This is a genomic window from uncultured Streptococcus sp., assembly GCF_963528215.1.
In the GTDB taxonomy this organism is placed as follows: domain Bacteria; phylum Bacillota; class Bacilli; order Lactobacillales; family Streptococcaceae; genus Streptococcus.
Window position 1 is genome coordinate 1 of sequence record NZ_CAURVL010000027.1, and the last position, 22,483, is coordinate 22,483.

17 protein-coding genes and 1 tRNA gene are annotated in these 22,483 nt (G+C 43.5%); all 18 read right to left on the reverse strand.

What is annotated here, in order from left to right:
• A partial coding sequence (locus RWS24_RS08990; RefSeq protein WP_314366821.1) for an ATP-binding cassette domain-containing protein occupies positions 1-535 on the reverse strand: 535 nt, incomplete at its 3' end.
• 220 nt (positions 536-755) lie between these two features.
• On the reverse strand, positions 756-1,673 hold the full coding sequence (locus tag RWS24_RS08995; RefSeq protein WP_002905305.1) for a metal ABC transporter solute-binding protein, Zn/Mn family: 918 nt from the start codon (positions 1,671-1,673) through the stop codon (positions 756-758).
• A gap of 70 nt (positions 1,674-1,743) precedes the next feature.
• Positions 1,744-4,176, reverse strand: a complete 2,433-nt coding sequence (locus tag RWS24_RS09000) for a pneumococcal-type histidine triad protein (protein ID WP_002908775.1) — start codon at positions 4,174-4,176, stop codon at positions 1,744-1,746.
• A gap of 319 nt (positions 4,177-4,495) precedes the next feature.
• On the reverse strand, positions 4,496-5,377 hold the full coding sequence (locus tag RWS24_RS09005; protein WP_247929324.1) for a class II fructose-bisphosphate aldolase: 882 nt from the start codon (positions 5,375-5,377) through the stop codon (positions 4,496-4,498).
• A 177-nt stretch (positions 5,378-5,554) separates the two neighbouring features.
• Positions 5,555-5,640: transfer RNA gene (locus tag RWS24_RS09010), tRNA-Leu, on the reverse strand.
• A gap of 144 nt (positions 5,641-5,784) precedes the next feature.
• Positions 5,785-6,195 (reverse strand): GyrI-like domain-containing protein, encoded by a 411-nt coding sequence (locus RWS24_RS09015; RefSeq protein ID WP_002908767.1) that lies wholly within the window; start codon positions 6,193-6,195, stop codon positions 5,785-5,787.
• A gap of 70 nt (positions 6,196-6,265) precedes the next feature.
• Positions 6,266-7,879: a CTP synthase gene (locus RWS24_RS09020; RefSeq protein WP_002908765.1), complete on the reverse strand. Its 1,614-nt coding sequence runs from the start codon at positions 7,877-7,879 to the stop codon at positions 6,266-6,268.
• Between the two features lie 197 nt (positions 7,880-8,076).
• Positions 8,077-8,763, reverse strand: coding sequence for a B3/4 domain-containing protein (locus RWS24_RS09025; protein ID WP_125382512.1), 687 nt, complete (start codon positions 8,761-8,763; stop codon positions 8,077-8,079).
• A 120-nt stretch (positions 8,764-8,883) separates the two neighbouring features.
• Positions 8,884-9,474: a DNA-directed RNA polymerase subunit delta gene (gene rpoE, locus RWS24_RS09030; RefSeq protein ID WP_002898937.1), complete on the reverse strand. Its 591-nt coding sequence runs from the start codon at positions 9,472-9,474 to the stop codon at positions 8,884-8,886.
• Between the two features lie 186 nt (positions 9,475-9,660).
• Positions 9,661-10,944 carry a trigger factor gene (gene tig / locus RWS24_RS09035; protein WP_125382513.1) on the reverse strand — a complete coding sequence of 428 codons (1,284 nt, stop codon included), beginning with the start codon at positions 10,942-10,944 and terminating at the stop codon, positions 9,661-9,663.
• A 79-nt stretch (positions 10,945-11,023) separates the two neighbouring features.
• Entirely contained in the window at positions 11,024-11,587 is a 564-nt protein-coding gene (locus tag RWS24_RS09040; RefSeq protein WP_314366822.1) for a TIGR01440 family protein, read from the reverse strand.
• A 12-nt stretch (positions 11,588-11,599) separates the two neighbouring features.
• The gene (locus tag RWS24_RS09045) at positions 11,600-12,082 is read right to left on the reverse strand and encodes an ECF transporter S component (protein ID WP_247908953.1); all 483 of its coding nucleotides are present in this window, start codon (positions 12,080-12,082) and stop codon (positions 11,600-11,602) included.
• Positions 12,072-12,833 (reverse strand): bifunctional hydroxymethylpyrimidine kinase/phosphomethylpyrimidine kinase, encoded by a 762-nt coding sequence (locus RWS24_RS09050; RefSeq protein WP_314366823.1) that lies wholly within the window; start codon positions 12,831-12,833, stop codon positions 12,072-12,074. Before RWS24_RS09050 ends, RWS24_RS09045 begins: the two co-directional genes overlap by 11 nt.
• Entirely contained in the window at positions 12,823-13,572 is a 750-nt protein-coding gene (truA, locus tag RWS24_RS09055; RefSeq protein WP_002920191.1) for a tRNA pseudouridine(38-40) synthase TruA, read from the reverse strand. The genes RWS24_RS09050 and truA overlap by 11 nt, the downstream gene beginning before the upstream one ends.
• Positions 13,573-13,828: 256 nt before the next feature.
• Positions 13,829-19,561, reverse strand: a complete 5,733-nt coding sequence (locus tag RWS24_RS09060) for a ZmpA/ZmpB/ZmpC family metallo-endopeptidase (protein WP_314366824.1) — start codon at positions 19,559-19,561, stop codon at positions 13,829-13,831.
• A 317-nt stretch (positions 19,562-19,878) separates the two neighbouring features.
• Positions 19,879-21,012: a molecular chaperone DnaJ gene (gene dnaJ, locus RWS24_RS09065; RefSeq protein ID WP_314366825.1), complete on the reverse strand. Its 1,134-nt coding sequence runs from the start codon at positions 21,010-21,012 to the stop codon at positions 19,879-19,881.
• A gap of 198 nt (positions 21,013-21,210) precedes the next feature.
• A complete protein-coding gene (locus RWS24_RS09070; protein WP_314366827.1) occupies positions 21,211-21,843 on the reverse strand; it encodes a DJ-1/PfpI family protein in 633 nt (210 codons plus the stop codon).
• A 227-nt stretch (positions 21,844-22,070) separates the two neighbouring features.
• Positions 22,071-22,483, reverse strand: a 413-nt coding sequence (locus tag RWS24_RS09075) for an Hsp70 family protein (RefSeq protein ID WP_314366828.1), incomplete at its 5' end; no start/stop codon positions are given.

A 22,483-nucleotide genomic window follows, 5' to 3' on the forward strand; every position in this document is an offset into this window, starting at 1 on the left:
AGAGAACCTTGGGATTATGAAGTAAGGAAGCCGCAATGTCCGCCCGCATCCGTTGACCAAGTGAAAGAGTCCGCACGGGATCTTTGATAAATTCCTTCAAATCCAAGACTTCATTCAAAAAGTCCATGCGCTTATGGAAAAGCGAGTCTGGCACATCATAAATTTCCTTCAAGACTGTATAGGTCTCTTGCAGTGCCAAATCCCACCATAGCTGGGTTCGTTGTCCGAAGACCACTCCAATATCCTTGACATAGTCTTGACGATTATCCTGCGGAATTTTGCCGTTGATTCGACAAAAACCAGATGTCGGTTTCAGAATTCCTGTCAGCATTTTGATGGTTGTCGACTTCCCAGCACCGTTGGCCCCGATAAAGCCTAAAATCTGCCCTTTTGGAACCTCAAAGGTTAAATCCTTGACCGCTTCAAAGGTCTGCTTTTCAGGATGAATAAAGGAGCGCAAAGCCCCCTTCAATCCCGGTTCCTTGACAGCCTTCACAAAATTTTTCTGAAGATGCTCTACTTCTATCATTGCCATACGTTTCTCAATATCCCATCATTCAATTCATGTTACAGATCATTTCCCTACTTAACTCAGGAAAATAGAATCTTATCTCCTCACTATACTACCACTTTTACTTTCAAACGAACATAGGTAATTTAAAAATAATTATCATATTTTGTCACACACCAAAAAAACCCACCTTTACAGGCAGGTTTCTGTTTTGTATTGTTCAGCTAGATTAAGCTTTACCTTCTCATTTCAATTCTTTAGCCAAGATACTCATGTTTTCTTCTAGATTCTCTAGGTAGTTTTTATCATTTTGAGGATCTGCTTCCAAAGGATTGAGAGTTTTTAGCCTGACACCTGTTGACTTTACGAGCGTTTCTGCCACTTTCGACGATGCATTACTTTCGGTAAAAATCGTCTTAACTTTATAGGTTTTCACAAATTCTTGAATTTCAGTAAGCTGCCTTGCATTTGGCTCTTGTTCAGGAGAAATCCCTGCAATACCTAGCTGCTGCAAACCAAACCGCTTTGCTAAATACGAGAACGCAGTATGTTGAGTGACGAAAGTCTTTTGCTTAGCCTTTTCAAAGATTGGTTGGTATTTTTTGGTCAATTCTTGAGCTTTAGCAATGAATTTCTTAGCATTTTTTTGATATATTTCCTTATGTTCTTTATCGAGTTCAGATAGCTTATCCGCAATAATCTGCGCTTCTTCACCAGCTTTTTCAGGATCTAGCCATGTATGAGGATCGTAGAGAGTTTTTTCATCGATTCCTTCGCCAGCTTCCACGTCTTCCAAACCCGGTACACGCTCCAAGGTCATTCCTTCGGATGCTTCCAGCACTTTCACCTTAGATTTTTGCAAATTTGGATCTAGGCTCCCCGCCCATGACTCTAAGGTATGTGAATGATAGACAAAAACATCCGCATCATAGATAGACGCTATATCATTAGCTGATGGTTCAAAAGAATGGATCCCTGTACTAGATTGAATCATGCGAACATCATTCAAATCACCAGATACTTCTTTAACCATGGCATAAACCGGATAAAAACTGGTCACAATCTTCAAACCTTTAGCTTGTTGTTCTTCTTTCTGAGTACACGCTCCCAGCATCAGAGCTAGTATACTCAGCGTTATTAATACTGCAGTTCTTTTCTTCATATTAACTCCAAAATTGTTGGTTCATCTTTTATTTATCAATAAAACATTCATATCTAAAAACAGATAAAAATCAAGGTGTTGTTTCTGTATTAGTAGCAGGTGTTGAAACAGCTGATTTCAACAAGGTTAACAGTTTTTCTACTTCTGCCATGATGTTATTATTATCCATAGTCCCTAAATTAAGATTATTTCGCAATCCTGTTAAGGTCTCAGTTGCATTGGATTTCAAACTTGGATCCGTCGTCTTTTCAAGTAAGTCTTCCGCCTCTTGCAACTTAGCTTCTACTTTAGCAGTTTCAACTTGAGGTACTTCTGGCTCAGTTGGTGTTTCCTCTTCAACTTCTTCTTGAGGTTTCTCTGGGCTAACAGCATCCTCCTTGTCATCTTTTTTACCTAAAACATGATCACTTGCATTCCCCCATCCATCGCTAGACTGTGGTCGCTCATCTGGATGTTCAACATAATACTTGATAGTTGCAAATAAATCCTCTAATGTATAGCCATTAGGAGCTCGGTAAGTCTTATCATCGAACCAAGCAAATTTGATGTTGTGGTAGTGATCCTTATGAGGGATAATCAGATTACCATTTTTTACTGCTACAGTATGCTCAACATTGTAAGGCAGACGAACGAGCGGTATCCGTTTCTCTCCTTGAACACGTTCGTAGATAGCAGACGCACTTTCTCCACTTGGATTGGCTTTGGAATCATCTGTTGGTGCAGGTGGAAGCAGACCTTTTTCTTTAGTATAGGTCTGAGCAGCTGCTTTTTCTTTAGCTGAAAGACTATCTTTTCCTATCCAGTGACTGTGTCCCATATGAGGGGTTACATAAGCATCTCCTTCGTCGCTGATAATATCGCGCGCATCAAAGATATATCCATCAGATGTCGTATATTTGTCAGCTAGCTGGGCTACTCGAACTTCGGTTTCAGTATACTCAATCTGTGAATTTGCTTTGCCTAGACGTTCTGGATGATTGATAGGCGCAAGAAATGCTAATAAGTCATCAATTAATTGCACCTTATCACTTGTTTCATCATTCAAACGCTTCACTAAATCATCCAAGGCTTGAAAATCTGACAAACGTCCCTTATTTTCTAGCAATTGCTGATGGGTCTGAGTCAGAAGACCATATACCTTATCATAAAACTCTTGATCTTTCGGTTCAACTGATTCTTTCTTAGCTTGCAGGACATGAGGTATGCTTTTCTGCTTCGCCAATTTATTTTCAATCGCTGTAATAATCTCTTTAGGCAAGTCTTTAGCTAAAAGATAGCGGGACACTCCTTTATCCTCTAGCACATAACCGTCAGCTATTTTCCTAACAACCTGCTGGATTAAATCCTTATCCAATGAATCCGCATGTTCCAAATTTAACTTTGGAGGAAGAATCGGTTTTAAAGCTGGTTGAGATGGAGTTAGTATCGGAGTTGGTATAGGTCTATAAGGTGTCAATCCTAACATAGGTTTATTAGGCTGACTTATAAGAGGAATTGTCCGAGCAAGCTTTTCTTCCAATGCCGACATTTGTGTATAAGGAATAAAGTGATAATGATTACCATGTGGCACTGCTACTCCATTTTGTGTTCGACTAGTAATTTGTGCTGGATCAAAGATCAAGCCATCTGATTCAACATGACGCTGACTAAGTGGAAGATTATAAAGTTGCTGAAGGAGACCCTTAACATCTTCTCCTTGACTCGGTTGATAGTTGTTTGAAATTTGAGTAAAAGTAGGTTGTGTCTGTATCCAGCCACCGTTTCCATTATTATACGAACGGCTGACTACAGTACTAGCTACTTTTCCTCTACCTGATAGGTAAGCTTGAGCTGCAGCTAGCTCACTAGGCGACAAATCACTCTTTGGGATATAGTGAAAATGATTACCATGAGGTACGATATAGGCATCTCCCGTATCCTCAATAATGTCTGAAGCATTAAAAACATAGCCATCATCTGTTGTATAACGGCCTTGAGCTCTAGCTGCTGCTACTTCATTGCTTATTTTCGTAACATTATGACCATGTTCCTGCTTTTGACGATTAATCTCTTCCTTACTGCGAATATTATCCGCACGAGCTATATCTTTCAGATAAACATAATATTGCCCATTAACCTTGATAACATATCCACCCTTGACTTCATTGACAATATCCTCAGTCCTAAGTTGATAGTTGGGATCTTTCATCAAAAGATCTTCGCTGAAAATAGCATCATATGGAACTTTCCCATTATAATAATGATAGTGATCACCATGAGAAGTGACATAACCCTGATCAGTAATCTTGATAACAATCTGCTCCGCGTTAATCCCCTCTTTTTTGCTTACTTCGTCAGGCGTTAACTCCTCAGACTTTTGAACAGCTTGCTTACCATCAATATAGCTAACTCGATTGGATTTTTTAATCGAACTGTTTGCCTGATAATAACCTAGCTGATGAGCAAAAAGACCCACAGTAGCAATGACAACAATTCCTGTTAAGTATTTCTTATTTTTTTCCATTGAATATCACTTTCTTTTTTGATTATACAGAATTCGCTAAAACTTATCACAATTTACAATTAACTCATAATATACCCCCAAAGAAATCATCTAAATATTTTTTCTATAAAATATAGCAGAAACTCAATTTTTAACAACTTATTAAACTCATTAACTAGTTAATTAACTGGTTAATATTTTACTCCTCATCATCTAGTCTGTCAAGATTTTTTTATTAGATTGTAAGAAAAATATTATTTGTTCTTTATTTGTCCAATTGTCATAATACAAAAAAAGCTTATCCTTTCGGATAAACTTTTTTAAAAATATATCAAGCTTCTTAAGCTTTACCTTCTGAACCGAATACGTCGATACGTTCTTCAACTGATGCTTGGATAGCTTTTACACCGTCAGCCAAGAATTTACGTGGGTCGAAGAGTTTTTTCTTGTCGTATTCTGCTTCGTTTGCTTCGTAGTCACGAGCAAATTTACGAGTTGCGTTAGCGAATGCGATTTGGCATTCAGTGTTAACGTTAACTTTCGCAACACCAAGTTTGATAGCTGCTTGGATTTGGTCATCAGGAATACCTGAACCACCGTGCAATACGATTGGGAAGCCTGGAAGAGCTTCTGTCAATTTCTTCAAGTGGTCAAGGTCAAGACCTTCCCAGTTTGCTGGGTAAGGACCGTGGATGTTACCGATACCAGCTGCCAAGAAGTCGATACCAGTTGCAACCATTGCTTTAGCGTCTTCGATTGGAGCCAATTCACCTTTACCGATGATTCCGTCTTCTTCACCACCGATAGTACCAACTTCAGCTTCTACTGAGATACCTTTAGCGTGTGCTTTTTCAACAACTTCTTTAGCCAATTTAAGGTTTTCTTCAACTGGAAGGTGTGAACCGTCAAACATGATTGAAGTGTAACCAACTTCGATACACTCAAGTGCATCTTCGTAGTGACCATGGTCCAAGTGAATCGCAACTGGTACAGTGATGCCCATTGATTCTACAAGGTTAGCGATCAAGTTACGAGCAACTTTGTAGCCACCCATGTATTTAGCAGCACCCATTGAAGTTTGGATAAGCACTGGTGCTTTCTTTGCTTCTGCCGCACGCAGGATAGCTTGAGTCCACTCAAGGTTGTTTGTGTTGAATCCACCAACTGCGTAACCATTGTCACGAGCTGCTTGGACAAATTTTTCTGCTGAAACGATTGCCATTCTTATCAGGCCTCCTCTTATTTTTTGTGGTTAAACCACTTACATTGTTTATTTTATCACTTTTTCACTAAAATTGCTAGTTTTTCCTGAAATTTTAAAGAATTGCAGGGAGACACTCAGCCTTTTTAAGCGTCTCTATCGCAAAAAGAAAAAGCTGACCGAAGTCAGCTTACTTGATGCGGAGAGAGGGACTTGAACCCTCACGACCTAAAGCGGTCACAGGATCCTTAGTCCTGCGCGTCTGCCAATTCCGCCATCCCCGCGATTGAGTACCTTACTAGTATAACAGGACAGCTAAGGCTTGTCAAGAAAATTTTTGACTTTATTTCAAAAAATCAACTTTCTACTCAATCAGCAAATCTAAGAAATCTAAGCGAAAATGAAGCTAAGGCAGGAACATAGAAAACTCAAGGTTGCTGAGTCGCAATAAAGACAGCCACCGTTTGGTCGGGATCGTATTTTTCAAAGTCAATAGTGTAGTCCCGATGAAGCTCACCTGATTCTTCTGCCTGCCAAATCCTCTGCCAAGCATGAAGAATCGCTTGCGGATCCTCCTTATCCGCTTCAAAGACTTGATAGGTCTGCTCGGATGTGTCAAAATCATAGACTTCCCCATCTGTCAAACGGCAGATAGAGAGGCTGTAGTCTCCTTTGTAATCATTGGCATAGTCATGATAGACGGCATAAACCGGCTCCCCCTCAGCAAAAGCTTCTTTCACAGCTCCCTCTTGTTGCTGCCAGAGAGCTTGGATTTTTTCTATACAATGCTCATCTTGAAAATTATTAGTACGAATACTAGCTAAAATGTTTAGAAACATCTTCTTCCCTCCTTTTATTTTTCATTATAACATTTCTCTAGAAAAATCGCTTATCCTAGAAAAAGCAAGTCTATCTCTCCTGGCTCTTTTCTACCGCTGCTGTGACAAATGCCCTATAAAGACCTTCAGGTCGGTTCGGTCGGCTGGAAAGCTCTGGGTGATACTGACAAGCAACGAAGAATTTGTTTTCTGGGATTTCCACTATTTCGACCAAGCGATTGTCTGGTGAAACTCCTGAAAATACAAATCCGGCCGCCTCAAACTGCTCGCGGAAAGCATTGTTAAACTCATAGCGATGGCGGTGACGGCGCTGCACGACTTCTTGATGGTCGTAAGCTGCTGCTGCCTTAGAGCCAGGCTTAAGCTTAGAAGGATAGAGCCCCAGTCTCAGCGTCCCACCCAAGTCTTCGACATCAATCTGATCACGCATGAGATCAATAATCGGAAATGCTGTGTCTGGATTGAGCTCCGCTGAGTTAGCATCTGCCAATCCCAGGACGTGACGGGCGAATTCGACACAGGTTAACTGCATACCCAAGCAAATACCCAACATAGGCACATCCTGCTCACGCGCATAGCGGATTGCCTGAATCTTACCCTCAGTTCCTCTCTGACCAAAGCCGCCCGGAACGATAATCCCATCCGCACTTCCAAGAAGCTCAGCTGCGTTTTCGGCCGTTACCTGATTCGCATCAATCCAGTTAATCTTAACCTCCGCATCATTAGCATAGCCGGCATGCTTGAGCGCTTCGACAACTGAAATATAGGCATCTGGCAACTCGACATACTTGCCGACCAGAGCAATCTGAACCTGCTTTTCCAGACTCATCACTTTCTCTACCATGGCTGACCATTCAGTCATATCCGCTGCCGGCACATCCAGCTTCAGATGGTCACAGACGATTTGGTCCATCTTTTGCGCCTGCAAATTGAGAGGAATTTGGTAAAGATGCTCCACATCTAGCGACTCAATGACCGCCTCCGGCGCCACATCACAGAATTGAGCCAGTTTGTTTTTGATATTTTGTCCAGCTGGCTTCTCTGTGCGGATGACCAGCATATTAGGCTGAATCCCCAAACCTCGCAACTCTTTGACAGAATGCTGAGTCGGTTTGGTCTTCATTTCGCCGGCTGCCTTGAGATAGGGCAGGAGAGTTGTATGGATATACATGACATTGTCTACACCGACATCCGCCTTCATCTGGCGCAAAGCTTCTAAGAAAGGAAGAGACTCGATGTCGCCCACTGTACCTCCGACCTCTGTGATAATCACATCCGAGTCCGTGGTCCGTGCTGCCCGCTTGATCTTGTCCTTGAGAGCATCTGTAATATGCGGAATGACTTGGACCGTCGCTCCCAGATACTCGCCTTTACGCTCCTTGCGTAGGACTTCGCTATAGATTTTACCAGTGGTGACATTGGAGTATTTATTGAGATTGATGTCAATAAAACGCTCATAGTGCCCCAGATCCAGATCCGTCTCGGCTCCATCATCTGTGACAAACACTTCCCCATGCTGATAAGGGCTCATGGTGCCGGGATCAATGTTGATATAAGGGTCAAATTTCTGAATCGTAACCTTGAGGCCTCGATTCTTCAAAAGCCGGCCCAAGCTAGCTGCCACAATCCCTTTTCCGATAGAAGAAACCACACCGCCGGTGACAAAAATATATTTAGTTGACATACGTACTCCTTTTCATAAAACAATTCATTCCAGCAACCACGTCGTTGCTGGAAACTTATCTAGAGGAGGATTTCCCATAATCTGTCTGAAAAAGAAAAATAGCTCCCTGAAAACAGGAAGCTCTGACCTCTAAAAGAGGTGCCCGAACAGTATAATATCGCAAACCTAAAAAATTGTCAAATATTTTCAGTCGGTTCTCATCCATTTTCCTCAATACTAATGACATGTGTTTCAAATTCTACATCGGGCATGCACTCTGCTAAATCGTGTCGGATTCGTTCCAAGGCTTCCAGACGCATTTCGACAGAGGTATTGGCATTCCCCTGAATGATGAAAATAGCATCCTTGGTCTCCTCATCAAACTTATAATAATCGCTGTCACGAACATCCAGCCAAGCCAAAATGCCTTTGGCATCCCGATAGACATAGTCCGTCTTGGCAACATGCTTCTCCTTGGACAAAATAGGCAGAAAAACATCTTCCTTTTGGCTTACGGTGAATTCTATCTGACCTTCAATCTTATCAAAATCATGCCCTCCAATAGCCAGTAGAGAATGCAGGGCTTCGACATTATAAATATCAATAATGCTATTAATATGAGGGAGCGATCCGCGGTGCTGGATATTGCGAATCAGAGCGGGAACCGTCGGAGGATTTTTCTTGACACTGCGACCTACGCGCTGCAGTATTTCTATATAACCTTTAACCACTGGCGACTCAAGCACCTCACCCAAGTCGCAGGATAAAGCCCAGTCTTCCATTTCCTTTTTCTTTTTTAGAAATGATGGGGATAGCTCTGCATGTGGATTAACATTCTTGGCAATCCCGATAACAACGCTCTTAATACCTAAATCACTCAAACTCTTATCAATGACAAATTTCATAGCAGCTTACCTCCGCCTTTTCTTTATTAAATTTTATTAGTATTCTACACCTTCCGAACTTATATTTCAAGGAACATTAAAAGAAACAAGGGATTTCGTCCCTTGCTTCTTTTGGTTGATTTATTCTTCCTCTTCGGTCTCCGTGTCTTCGTCAGAGTAGTCGTCATCTTCTTCGTTGAGTTCGACTTCTTCACCTAGATCATCCGGAGCAATTTCGTTGATTTCAGCATCGTAAGCTTCCACTTCATTCTTCTCATCGTCTGGATTTTCCTCATCGTATGAGAGAGCAGGATCAGCTTCGTAGCCGTCCTCATCTTCTGGATCGTCATCGCTGTAGTCAATGGCATCCTCGTCGCCATCCATAAAGGCATTGACGCGTTTCTTCTTGCGTTTCTTAGGTGCGTCATCCTCATCAGTCTCTTCTAAGGCGATGATTTCTTCATCCACTTCGTCGATAGCATACCATGAACGCAGGCCCCATTTATTATCTCCCAGCGGAATAAAGCTGCCGTCTACATTGAGTTCTGTGTAGAACAATGGCAGGGCATCACGAATCTCGCTGTTTGATTTTTCCAGATAATTTTGAATTTCATTGACCAGATCATTAAAATACATCTCATGGTCGCGGCCGCGGGCTTCCAAAATGGCACGCGCCACTTCAATCATAGAAAGCTCACTTTTTTCCTGTCCAGCAAATACTTCTAATTCCAAAGTTGATCTCCTTTAAGATTAAGTAAAGGCTTGTCGCCCTCTTGCAATTTTTCGCTACTTTCTATTGTACGATAAATTTCTATTTTCGTCAAAAGAAAATCCAGGAAAAATCACGGAACAAGTACAAAAAGAAACTAATGCATTTATACACTAGTTTCAAATGATTTCATTTTGAATGATGAAGCTTTATTTCACTTTCGCAGTGCTTGTAATCACTTCAACAGCTTTCTTGATAGCAATGTCGTGTTTCAGCATGTCTTCTGACAGCAATTGACGAACACGTTCTACTTCCATGTTGTAGTCTGTAGCCAATGAAGTTACTTCTGCTTCGATTTCTTCTGCGCTAGCTTCAAAACCTTCTGCCTTAGCAACAGCTTCTACGACAAGGTTTGTCTTAGTACGTGACTCAGCATCTGCTTCGTATTGCTTGTGCAGGTCTTCCTGAGTAGTACCAGTGATTTGGAAGTACATGTCAGGTGAGATTCCTTGGCGTTGCATATTGCCCAAGAATTCATTGACTGCGCGGTGCACTTCTTCATGAACCATTTCAGATGGGAGCTCAACGATTTCAGCGTTTGCTACTGCTTGATCAATAGCTGCTGCTTCTACCGCATCCTTATAAGCTGTTTCCTTAGCTTCTGACAATTCTTTGCGGTACTTTTCTTTCAGCTCGTCAAGCGTTTCCACTTCTTCGTCAATATCTTTTGCAAGTTCATCGTCCAACGCTGGAACTTCTTTTTCTTTAACTTCGTGAATAGTTGTCACAAATTTAGCTTCCTTGCCTGCCAAGTCTTCTGCCTGATAGTCTTCTGGGAAAGTTACGACAACATCCACTGTTTCACCCGCACTGTGGCCAACCAACTGCTCTTCAAATCCTGGGATGAATTGACCGCTGCCCAGTCCAAGTGAGAAATTGTCACCCTTGCCGCCGTCAAATTCAACGCCGTCAACAGATCCAACAAAGTCAATCACAACTGTATCACCATCTGCTGCTGGACCTTCTTTGAGAACCAACTCAGCCAAGTTGTTGCGCTCACGCTCAATGCGCTCATCTACTTCAGCGTCAGTCACTTCTTTAGTAGCTTCAACAGTTACTTCCAAGTCTTTGTATGCACCCAGCTTAACTTCTGGCTTAGTGACTACTTCAGCTTTGATGACCCAGTCTTGACCTTTTTCCATAGACTCTACATCAAACTGAGGCTGAGCAACTACTTCGATACCTGCTTCTTTGACAGCAGCTTCGTATGCTTCTGGAAGAAGAGCGTTCAAAGCATCTTGGTAGAGAGCTTCTTCACCAAAACGTTGGTTGAAGATAGCACGTGGAAGGCGACCTTTACGGAAACCTGGTACAGCAATATCTTTTTTTACTGAGTTAAATACACGGTCCAAGGCTGGCTTGATTTTCTCTTGACTGATGCTAAAAGTCAAAAGACCGCGATTTGTTTCTTTGTTTTCAAATGATACAGACATTCTGTCATTTCTCCTTAAAATTTATTGAATACAACCCATTATAGCATAATTAGAGTTTTTTTCAAAATTATTTTTCCTTTTATCCCTTCCTGATTTTATCCTCTATATAGGCCGCTCTGGCGCCGCCAATCAGCTTGGGACGGCTGGCTAAAGCCGTGACATGGGCATCTCCCAATTCCTTGAGAATCGGTCGGATAGGAATCTGCACGTGCTTAACATGCATGCCGATAGCAGTATCGCCAATGTCTAGCCCCGCCTGAGCGACAATAAACTCTACCTCGACAGGATCCTTCATGTATTGGAAAGCAGCTAGCTGACCACTGCCGCCTGCGTGAAGAGTAGGCAGAACATTGACAATTTCCAAATCCTTCTTGTCTGCTAAGGCTCTTTCGACTACGAGGGCGCGATTGAGATGCTCACATCCCTGAACTGCTAGAAAGATACCCTTCTCTTCTAAGATATCCAGTATGGTTTTGACAATAACCTGTCCGACTTCCAGACTGGAATTCTGACCGATATGGCCTCCGACAACCTCACTAGAGGATAGACCCAGAACAAAAATATCTCCCTCGACCAAGGCAGCCTTGTCCAAAACATCTAGAACAATCTGACGAGTTTCTGCTCCAATCTTAGCTAAGTCCATGTCCCACCTCGTTTATTTCACTGTGACTGTCTTTTTCAAACTCTCCGGGAAAGCTTTGTAGAGGGCAAAACCGACTGCTAAACCAAAAGCATTCTGCATAAAATTACTTGAGATTTCGGCTAGGGCAGCCCCGACACCATTCATGATACTACCAAAGAGGGCATAGCCACCGACCATAGCCACCGTAGCCAAAACTAGCCCAAGGTAGCGTTTCTTGCCCTCCAAACCAGCAAAGAAACCTTGAAGTCCGTGGCAAATCAGGCTGAAAATCATCCACTGGGGATAGCCGGCAATCATATCAATCAAAAAGCCTGAAAGGCCTCCGACAATAGCCGCTTCCTTGCGGCCAAAGTAGAAGGCTGTAAAATAAATCCCTGCATCCAACAAGGTCAAAAAGCCAGTCGCCGTTGGGATTTTCACAAAATTCCCCAAAAGCACAGACAGTGCTGTGATGAAAGCTAAGATAACTAATTTTTTAACTTGATTATTTCTCATACTGAACTACCCCATATTGATCTGAGCGCTGAATCGCTCGGTAAACAAAATCTTTAGACAATTGAACTGCTGCAAGTGGAGACTTGCCTAGAAGCAGCTGACTGGCAATGCTGGAAGCAAATGTGCAGCCCGCTCCGGTATTGTTGCTGGCCAGCACTGGCGATTCAATGACCTCAAACTCTCGGCCGTCATAGTAAACATCCACCGCCCGCTCCTTGCTCAAGCGATTGCCACCCTTTATCACTACATGCTTGGCTCCCAAATCATAGAGCTCCTTGGCTGCAGCCTGCATATCCTTCAGACTTTTGATTTCTTTTTGGGTCAATAGCTGAGCTTCTGCCAGATTTGGCGTAATGATGCTGACATGAGGGAAAAACTTGATGATTTCTTCTCTCAGCGCACTGACTTCCAAGTCATGATTTTCCTTGCAGACCAGAACAGGATCCAGCACTACTGGTAAATCTGCATGTTGCTTGGCAAAAGCCAATGCCTGCTCTGCTATTTCCAGATTGGGTAAAAGTCCTATCTTAATAGCAGAAAAAGGAACAGCCTTGAGACTGGCTAACTGCTGGGCAAAAACCTCTTCCTCAACTGGAATGACCTCAAATCCCTTATCAGTCATAGCCGTCAGGCAAGTCACAGCTACGAAACCATGCAGACCATTGACCGTATAGGTAGCCAAATCAGCATGGAGCCCGCCGCCGCTGAAAATATCATTGCCCGAAAGAGCTAAAATCAACTTATTCTTCATAACGAATCTCCTTTAGATAAAGGCCATTTGGACCGGCTGTTGGTCCTGCCAGATGGCGGTCTTTCTCCGCTAAAATCCTCTGAATCTGCTCCACCGGCATGCGCTTATTGCCAATCTTGAGCAGGGTGCCGACCATATTGCGGATCTGCTTGTAGAGAAAGCCATTGCCCGAAAAAGTAAAGACCAGAAATTTACGCTCTGCATCATAGCGAACCTTGGCCTCGGTAATGGTCCGAACCTTGTCTTCCACGCTGGTCCCAGAAGCTGTAAAGCCTGTAAAATCATGCGTCCCCTCTAACTGAGCAATCGCTTCTTCTATCAGACTCAGCTCCAACGGATAAGGATAATGCGTGGCATAATGGCGCATCATAGGATTTTTAGGCCGGCCGATATCCACCAAAAATTCATAGGTCTTGCTGTGCTTATTGTAGCGAGAATGAAAATCGTTCGACACCTGCTCCACACTAATAAAATCAATATCTTCCGGCGTCTGGGTATCCAAGGCAAAACGCAATTTCTCTTCATCCCGCTCTTCTGGTAAATCAAAATGCAGCACCTGGCCCAGAGCATGGACACCGCTGTCGGTCCGGCCCGCTCCATGAATCACCACAGGCTGGCCTTTATTGATACGGGTCAGGGTCTTTTCAATCTCTTCCTGAACACTTCTGGCATGAGGCTGTCGCTGAAAACCAGCAAAGTTATAACCATCATAGGAAATAATAGCTTTATAACGTGTCATGTGTTTATTTTAGCAGGAAAAAAAGCCCCCAGCAAGCCCTAAAAGCAGGAACTGTCTGGGGACAGATTTTTTTGAAAAATATCGTTTAAGAATCAGGTTTTTTTCTGTTCCGGCTTGCCATCATGCAACAAAATAACCCATCTGAATCAGACTGTCAGTGACGACACAAACAGAACAAATTCAAATGGGTTATTTATCGCATATTTCTAAAGGTCATTATTTGCAGTTACACGTGCAGCAAATCTAACACTTTTTCTTAGGAACCCCAAATGGAGTTTTCATCCATAAAGCTGTTGGTGTTCTTCAGCAATTGTGTAAAGACAGCATACTTGAAGTCCTTGGTTGCCCGTTCATCGACACGAGACTTCTTCAGATCCTTGTCAACAGCTTCTGCAAAGCCAGCTTTCAACTCTTCATAAGTCGTATAGACTTTTCCGTTGACAGTCACCGGCTTAATACCTGAGCTTTGTGCTTTATCCACAACTTTTCTGAAGTAAGCTTTCTTGAAGGCTTCCATGGTTTCAAATTCGCCTTCAGAAATTTGCTTGATGATAAAGTTATCGCTCAAACCAGTCACACCTTGCTCATTGGCTGTCTTACGGTGTTTATTGGAAGCATAGCTTACAAAGCCTTTTTCATAGCCATAGTAACCCCAGATTCTGAAGGTATTATGCTTGAACATCAAGGCGCCTGGCGCTCCAGTATTGTTTTGGCCGCCGCCATAGATACCCGTCATAAAGTCGATAGCAATGTAACTAGAGTCATAGTCAGCAGGATTATAGGTTCGATTGTCAACCGCACGGTTAGACAGCAAGCCTTGGTCAACCAAGTCATCTACAGATGAGACAGACATATTCGCTTTCTCCTCAGCCGTCAACTCTCTTACGACGTCGTATTGGGTTCGAGGATCCACAACTTTCGGTTCAACCTTCTTGAACCATTTGGCTGCTGCTTCATTTCCTTTATCTACAACCGCTTGGCCTTCAAGGTAATCCAGCAGCATGAGGGTATCATTATATCCCTTCATGTAATGGTCGATGTCTGCTCGGTTCTTGAAGAGACTTGGCGAGCTATTGAAAATGAGGCTGCCATTATTTGGACGATCAAAGGCCATATTGAGACCCAAAGCACCCCAGCCCGGCTGATCAGGAACAGGTGACTGGAGCATACCTTGGGCATACCCTTCTGGTCCGATACCTTGTCGTCTGCCGTGACCGCCCAGATAAATATCTCTGTCATTGACGTGGGTGAGTTCGTGAGTGAAGACGGACACACCATATTCCGTCAAGAGGTCAAAGGCCTCGAAGTTCACACGGATTGAACCAGCAGCATGGGCACCGTAGCCATTTGACTTGTACCAGCCACCAGCTCTGCCGCCAACTAGGTTAAAGAACTCGCGGGATGGTGCATAAGGATTGCCCTTATTATCATTTCCGTTGACATCAATCCAGCCACGCCCTTCTACATCGAAACCATCCCATACAGCCGTTACATTTTCCTTGACCATTCTTGGCTTGATATTATCTGAGAGCAGTTTGTACCAAGTGTCTACGTGATTTCGATGCTGGGTCGCTACTTCCTTGATGCGCGCATTAAATCGTTCATCAGACCATGACCGGCGCTTGTCTCTGTTGACAAAGGCCATGGTGCTATAGTTTGACAGAATGGCTAAGCGCGTATTCTTCAAGGTTAGCAGAGGAAGGATATAGTTGCTGAAGTACTCTGAGTTGAGGTTGTCAAAGACGCGATACTTAGCCGTCTTAATCTCCTCGACTTCTGACTGGCGTTCTTCAAACTGAATAAATCCTCGGGTTGCATCCTTGAACCAAGAATCCATATCCGCAAAGTCAGTCAGCAGGCGTCGGTTGTAATCCAAGTAAGCCACCAAATCACTAGATTTGGACTCAGCCTTCAACTGGCGCGCAAACATATTGACATTGTCTGCCCCTTTCAGTTGATTTTCTGTCGAACGACCAATCTTAATCAAGCGATCCAGCAATGGCACTTTTTCACCATAGAAGTCTGGTTTGAAGAGCACCAGCTCCTTGAGGTTGTAGTCGCCAAACTTGAGATCGTAATAACGGTTGAGATAGGTCAGACCGAGCATGATAGCGGTCTTGTTCTCTTCGATTTTAGCTTTCAGAGCTTCGTTGGCTGCTGGATTGTCAGCATGGAACCTTGTCCATTCATTGGCCAGGAGCTTACCAAGCATATCCTGCAAGTTGGCTTTCACCTCAGCCAGAGATTCATCCAAGAAGAGGCGCTTCACTTTATTGACCTTATCATTATCATTAGGCAGACCAACAGAACGATAGACTTCATCACTGTATAGTTCAAAGCTCTTCAAGCGCTCAGTCAGCTGAGTCAGCAAGTCTTCTTTGACCGCCGTTGAGTGATTTGGAGTATAGACTGTACCAAGCTCTGCAATCTGATATTCCGGCAGAGCCGTCTGTTCAAATCGCGCTTGATTTTGAAGATTGTAGATAGTCTTGCTTCCGTCTGCAAAATGGACTAAGATCTTATCTGCATCCGTTCCTCCAGCAACAAACTGATTGCCCTTCAGGGCTTGAACCGCTAGAACTTTCTTGGTCAACAGGTCGCCCGCCTTACCAGCATCCACCAGCTTATTGGCCTCATGAATCAAGAATTCTTGATTGTAGAAAGGCATAAAGCGTTCTAGGTTTTGATAAAGCTGTTCATTTTCTGCCTTGTAACCTGGCTTATCTTGATAAGTACTTGTTCTCAGGATAGCAGCATTTAGCTTCTCAGTTGTCACTTCATTTGCGCTGGCTTGCTCAAGAGCCGTGATCTGATAGCTCTTGACTTTTTGCTCAGCTTCTGCTTCTGTCAAGCGACGGAACTTGGCATCTTTACCTGTCTTGGTCCCAGAGCTGTGTCCCTGAACACCAAAGAGGTTTTGGAGTTTTTGTCCCATCCAAGCATCGGTAATCTCATTATCTGAGCTAAAGAGCTCTTTACCGTTCACTACCGTTGCATAGCTGACTGTGTCATTGATGGTTCCATACGGCCAAATGGAAGCAGCGATACCAGCCGCATTTCTTGAGCCCGCATCCTCTAACTTACCTTTGGCAACTGATTGCATCAATCTGCCCCAGTTACCCCAGCCTGAACCTGAATAGTCAGTGAAGTTTTGAGCGACCAGCATACCTGCATTTTGACCACTTTTGACCCAAATATCGGCTTCGACATAAGCGCGTTTCACCAAGGACATAGCATTAGTTCCCGCGATACCGGCTGTAACAGAGTTTCCACCCTTGGACTTAATACGACCCTTAAAGGAAACATTTTCAACGCGAGATTGGCCTTCTATATTGTTAACCAGACCAGCAATATGGTCTCTTCCTTCCAAGTATCCTTGGACATTGACGTTTTCGATTACTCCTTTATTCTTCAAGCGAGCAGCAATTGTGGCAATTGTATCGCCCGCTTGCGAATCTGGATAAACCATATTGACTCGCTTAAAGTCAATATCCTTGACCGTTCCGCCAGTAATCGTATCAAATAGAGGATGCGCCAAGTCTAAAATGGCATGGCGCTCACCATTTTGCCCACCAATCAGCTGGCCTTTGAACTCACCTTGCAGGTAAGACTTGCTGTTGGCTGGTTTGTCAATCAGCTTAGCACTGATACTGCGGCCCAGAATAAAGGTTCCAGAAGGATCTTCCTTGATGCCGTCCAAAAGGTCTTGGAAGTCATAGTAGACATTTCCTTCACGCTTCTTGGCCTTTTCCAGATAGAAATCAAAGCTGTTTTGAAGACCAGTTGCGCTTCTTTGCAGCAAGTCTGGCAGCTGAGCCTGGATCTTAAAGACAGGCTGGTTATTAACGACCACTTCCTCAATAGAGGTAACCGGCAGGACAGTATCCTTGAACTGGTCTGATGTAAAGTGCAGGTAATATTGGTCCAGATTTGCTGGTTTTTCAGCCAAAGTAGGCATCAATTTTGTCTGACCATTCTCAACCTTCATCAAGGAGACATTAGTGATGGACTTGAGCTCCACCTTCTTCAGGTCAAGCTGGACTGTCTCTTGAGCTAATTCCTGACTTTCAGAACCATTTCCTAAGTCATAGGACAGAGTCGTCTCAATCTTATACGGTGTATAGTAGTCCAAACTACTGAAGCTAGCAGTCAACTGGCCGGCCGTCAAATTCTGCTCTGCTATCAGCTGCCCATCTTTCTTCAGACGAACTTGAGCACTACTAAAGGATTGATTTCTGTCCGTCAGCTGGTATTGAATCTGAACCGATTTCTGCAATTCATCCTTCTTAACCGCTGAAACAGTCAGATTTGGTGCTGCTTTAAGGGCCAATAAGTCGGCCAAAGCCTGCTTAAGTTGGTTAACACCCGCATCTACTTCATCTTGACTTGACGAAGTTTGATAAACCGTCGTAGCCATATTCTTAATTGCTTGTAGCTGCTGATAGGATTGATTGGTGTAAACTGCTGGATCCACAGCTGCTGCTAAAGCCAGCTGCTTGCTCAATTCTTCTTTATTGATTCGAGCCTTGCTACCCCGAGTGACCACTGTATCAACTGCTTCATGCAAGATTCTTTCAGTTGTTTGTGGCTCCGATATGCGATTACCGTCCAAGACTTCATAGCTGGTTACAATTTCTTTTCGTCCTGGAGTTCCATCGACAGTGGTCTCCTCATCAAGATACTTGCTATCATCTGTCTTGTTGACAACTTGAGGTTCAATCGTTTCTAGCTTGATGTCTGTATGTAGACTAGGCTGTTCTGGCTGAACTGTTGACTCACCATTAACGCCGCCAGTGTACTCTGGCAAAGCTGGCTCAACTGGGGCTATGTCACCAACTGTACCAATTGGCGCATCATAGACTGGATTGTCCGCTTGAACTGTCGATTCGCCGTTAACACCACCAGTATATTCTGGTAGAGTTGGCTCAACTGGAGCTGTATCTCCTGCTGTGCCTACTGGGGCAGTGTAGTCTGGATTCTCCACTTGAACTAGTGATTCACCATTAACACTGCCCGTGTATTCTGGGAGGGCCGGCTCAACCGGGGCTGTATCTCCTGCCGTGCCTTCCGAAATTGTATAGCTAGGATTGTCCGCTTGAACTAGCGATTCGCCATTAACGCCGCCCGTGTACTCTGGCAAAGCTGGCTCTTGTAAGCTTTCCCCTTTTGCCGTCTCTATAGTTGGATTGGATGGCTGGGGAGCTGGACTAGGATTTGGAGTTGGAACTGGAGTTGGAAGATTTCCTATCTGGCCAGAATCACTTTCATCAGGATTCAGCTGATACTGCAACCCTGCTTGAGCAGCTCGATCAATAGAGTCAGAGTCCTCTTTTGCAACTTCTGATAATTCTGCTTGTCCTCGAGCTTCTTGACCGGATGGCAGAGAAGTTGGCTTGGTTCCTGTCAAAGCATGCAAATCAGAAGCGGTAAAGTAACCGATATAGTTATAGCCTGCAATGGTCACATCTGCTTCAGAAACTGCTGAAGAAACCACAACTTGACGGTTATAGGAAAGCAATTCCCGATTTTCTAACGCAAACGCTTGAGGAGACTGTAATAGAGTCTGTCCCAAGCTACCTAGCAAAAGCACTCCTAGTAATTTACCAGATTTCTTTCGTGAGAATACCAAGACAGCCAAAATAGCCGTTCCCGCAAATAAGCCAAGAAGCGGCTGACCGTTATTTCCTGTACTCGGCAAGACAGCTTGCCCATCTTGCTTCCGATAAATCAGGTAATAGTTTTCCCCTGTTTGCAGATTTTCAGGCAGACCTTTCTTAATCAGCCCTTTTTCCTGCTCTGTTAGCTCTTGCTCTTCAACATAAGTATAGTGAGCAGTCGCACCGCCTCCTACTTCATCTGCAGCAACAGTCGAGCTGGACAAAAAGCTCCCAAAAATCAGAGCTGCAATGGCAACTGAGCCCACGCCGACAGACAATTTGCGAATCGAATATTTCTGAATTCGCTCCTGCACTTTTTCAAAACGTTTCACTTTATAAATCCCCTTTTTCCTAAAATGTATAAAGCTAATCTCCCAATATCTCCCTGGCCAACTCCCTAGCAGGCTAAAAAGATACTTTTTATACACTTAGTATTATCATATATCTTTTAGGAAATTTTTACAATAGATTTTGCTTAAAAAAATCATTTATTTTTGTAAAAAGGAGATTGAAAATTCGCTTCACCTTTTCTAGCGAATTTCTTTCCATGAAAAAGGGTTTTGAAGGAGCGATCTTCCTCAGCTAAATTCCGCTGATTTCTTTGCGAAAGCATAAAAAGAGCAGCTCTACACCGCTCCTTTTTATATTATTACAAATCTTCCAAGGCATCTTTCATTTTGTCGAAGAAGCCTTTTTTCTTAGGATTGACCGAGATATTGCCAGCATCCGCAAATTCTTTGAGGGCTGCTTTTTGACGGTCGTTGAGACCAGTAGGCGTCACAACATTGACAGTAACATACTGGTCACCCATGCTTCCACCGCGCAGACTCGGTGCTCCCTTGCCACGCAGGCGGAAACGCTTGCCAGTCTGTGTTCCTTCTGGGATATTCAGCTCCACATCCCCGTGAACAGTTGGAATATCCACGCTGTCACCAAGAGCTGCTTGGACAAAGTTGAGATTAAGCTTGTAGTAAATGGTAGAGCCATCTCGCTCAAACTTGTCACTCGGTTCAACTTGGACCACAACATAAAGGTCACCATAAGGGCCGCCATTAAAGCCTGCTTCACCTTGACCAGACAAACGGACCTGCTGACCAGTTTCCACACCAGCAGGGATTTTCACCTTGACGCTGTGAGCCTGTTTTTCATGCCCCGTTCCATGACAGGTTTCACAAGGACTTTTGATTTCTTTTCCTCGACCGTGGCAGACATCACAAGTCACTTGCCGGCGCATCATGCCAAGCGGTGTCTGAGTATCAACATTGATGAAACCTGAGCCATGACAGCGGCCACAGGTAACAGGACTAGTCCCTGGCTTGGCACCAGACCCAGCACAGGTATGACAAGTCGCTTCACGGTTATACTTGATTTCCTTCTCAGCCCCGAAAATGGCTTCTTCAAAGCGGAGATTTACACGATACTGAAGATCGTCCCCTTGGCGCGGAGCATTAGGATTACGCGAAGCACCGCCACCAAAGAAGCTAGAGAAGATGTCTTCAAAGCCGCCAAAGCCGGAGCCATCAAAGCCACCGAAGCCGCCTGAACCGCCGCCAAAGCCACCATTAGCTCCCGCTGCACCGTATTGATCATAGGCTGCCCGCTTTTGCTCGTCGCTCAGCGTTTCATAAGCCTCTTGGACTTCCTTGTATTTATCCTCCGCCCCAGCTTCCTTGTTAATATCGGGGTGGTACTTTTTAGATAATTTCCGATAGGCTCTCTTAATCTCATCCTGAGAAGCATTCTTAGAGACACCTAGACGGTCATAATATTCTGTATTGTTCATGTAAGATACCAAGACCGTAAAATTCGACTGAAAAATAGGAAATCAGGCGACGGAGCGATGCTCCTAGACAGATTCCTCTTTTTTCCGAGAATTTAGGTCGGGTTCAGTTCCTTTCTTTTATATTGAGTCAGAATTTTTGGAACCCGTGTTCAGTTGCGAACACCCATGTTCCTTTCTTTAAATTTTAGAAAATATTGATCAGAGGGTATTTTCAAATTCATGCTTCATTTCAGCAAACTCTTCTTCTGATAAAGTGAATATCAAGTCCTCTTCTGGATACTGATTCCGTTCTTTAAAATAGTTGTCAGCATTATCTACCAAACCTAGACTAAGAAGCACTTTTCTTGCAAACGCTTGATGTGCAAAGCCAACAGCTGTAATGATGTTTTTATCTTGCAGAACAGCTTGAGCTTTGAAATTTTCACGCGGAAGAAATTCAAAATAGTCAAAAAAGTTTTGCCAAATCCCACCAGTAAATTTAGTATCCTTCAATAAACCTGCTTTAGCCAATAAAATCGGCGCTGAGGAAATAGCTGCAATTAAAACTTCTTGCTGCTTCAAACTTTTTAGGAAAGAAATCAATTTTTCATCCTGCAAAGCAGGAGCGATGTTTATCATTCCTGGCAAAATGACACAAGAATAGTCTTCGATAACTACTTCATCCAGTGTTCTAGCAGGTCGACAGGCTAATCCATCTTCCGATGTTATAACATTTCTATCTGTACTAACATAATCAACCTCAACACCAAAAGATAGAGCTAAAGTACTGGTCAGACCAACTACTTCATAAAGTGAAAAATTAGGATAAATTAAACAGAGCACTTTCTTCATAAGCGTCACCCTCTAGTTTAGCGAAAAACAGAGGCTGGGTTGCAACCTCTGGCTTTCTTCCTATCATTACGACGTGAATTTTTCAAAACAATATTTTTCGAAAAATTTTTGACGCGGTAGCTGATTGGATTTTAGGTTCGTCTTTCAGACTCCCAAAAATCCTAATCATCCTCGCGGGGGTTCGACTACGAACTAAAAACTTTCAATTTTTAGTTCTGTCTCACCGCCTATTTCTCCGTAAACTCTCCGTCTACGACGTCATCGCCTGCGTTTCCTGTTGCTTGTGCGCCTTCTGCTCCTGCTTGAGCTTGTTGGGCTGCTGCGGCTTGTTCGTAGAGTTTAACAGCAAGGCCTTGAGCTTTTTCGTTCAATGCTTCAAGTTTTGCTTTCATGTCGTCCAAGTTGTTGTCTTCTTGCGCTTTCTTAAGATCATCAAGGGCAGCTTGGGCAGCGTCACGTTCTGCGTCGAAGCCTTTGCCTTCAGTTTCCTTGATTGTCTTTTCAGTCGCAAAGATTGCTTGGTCTACTTCGTTACGAAGGTCAACTTCTTCTTTACGTTTCTTATCTGCTTCAGCATTAGCTTCCGCATCTTTCATCATGCGGTCAATTTCTTCATCAGTCAAACCTGAGTTAGATTGGA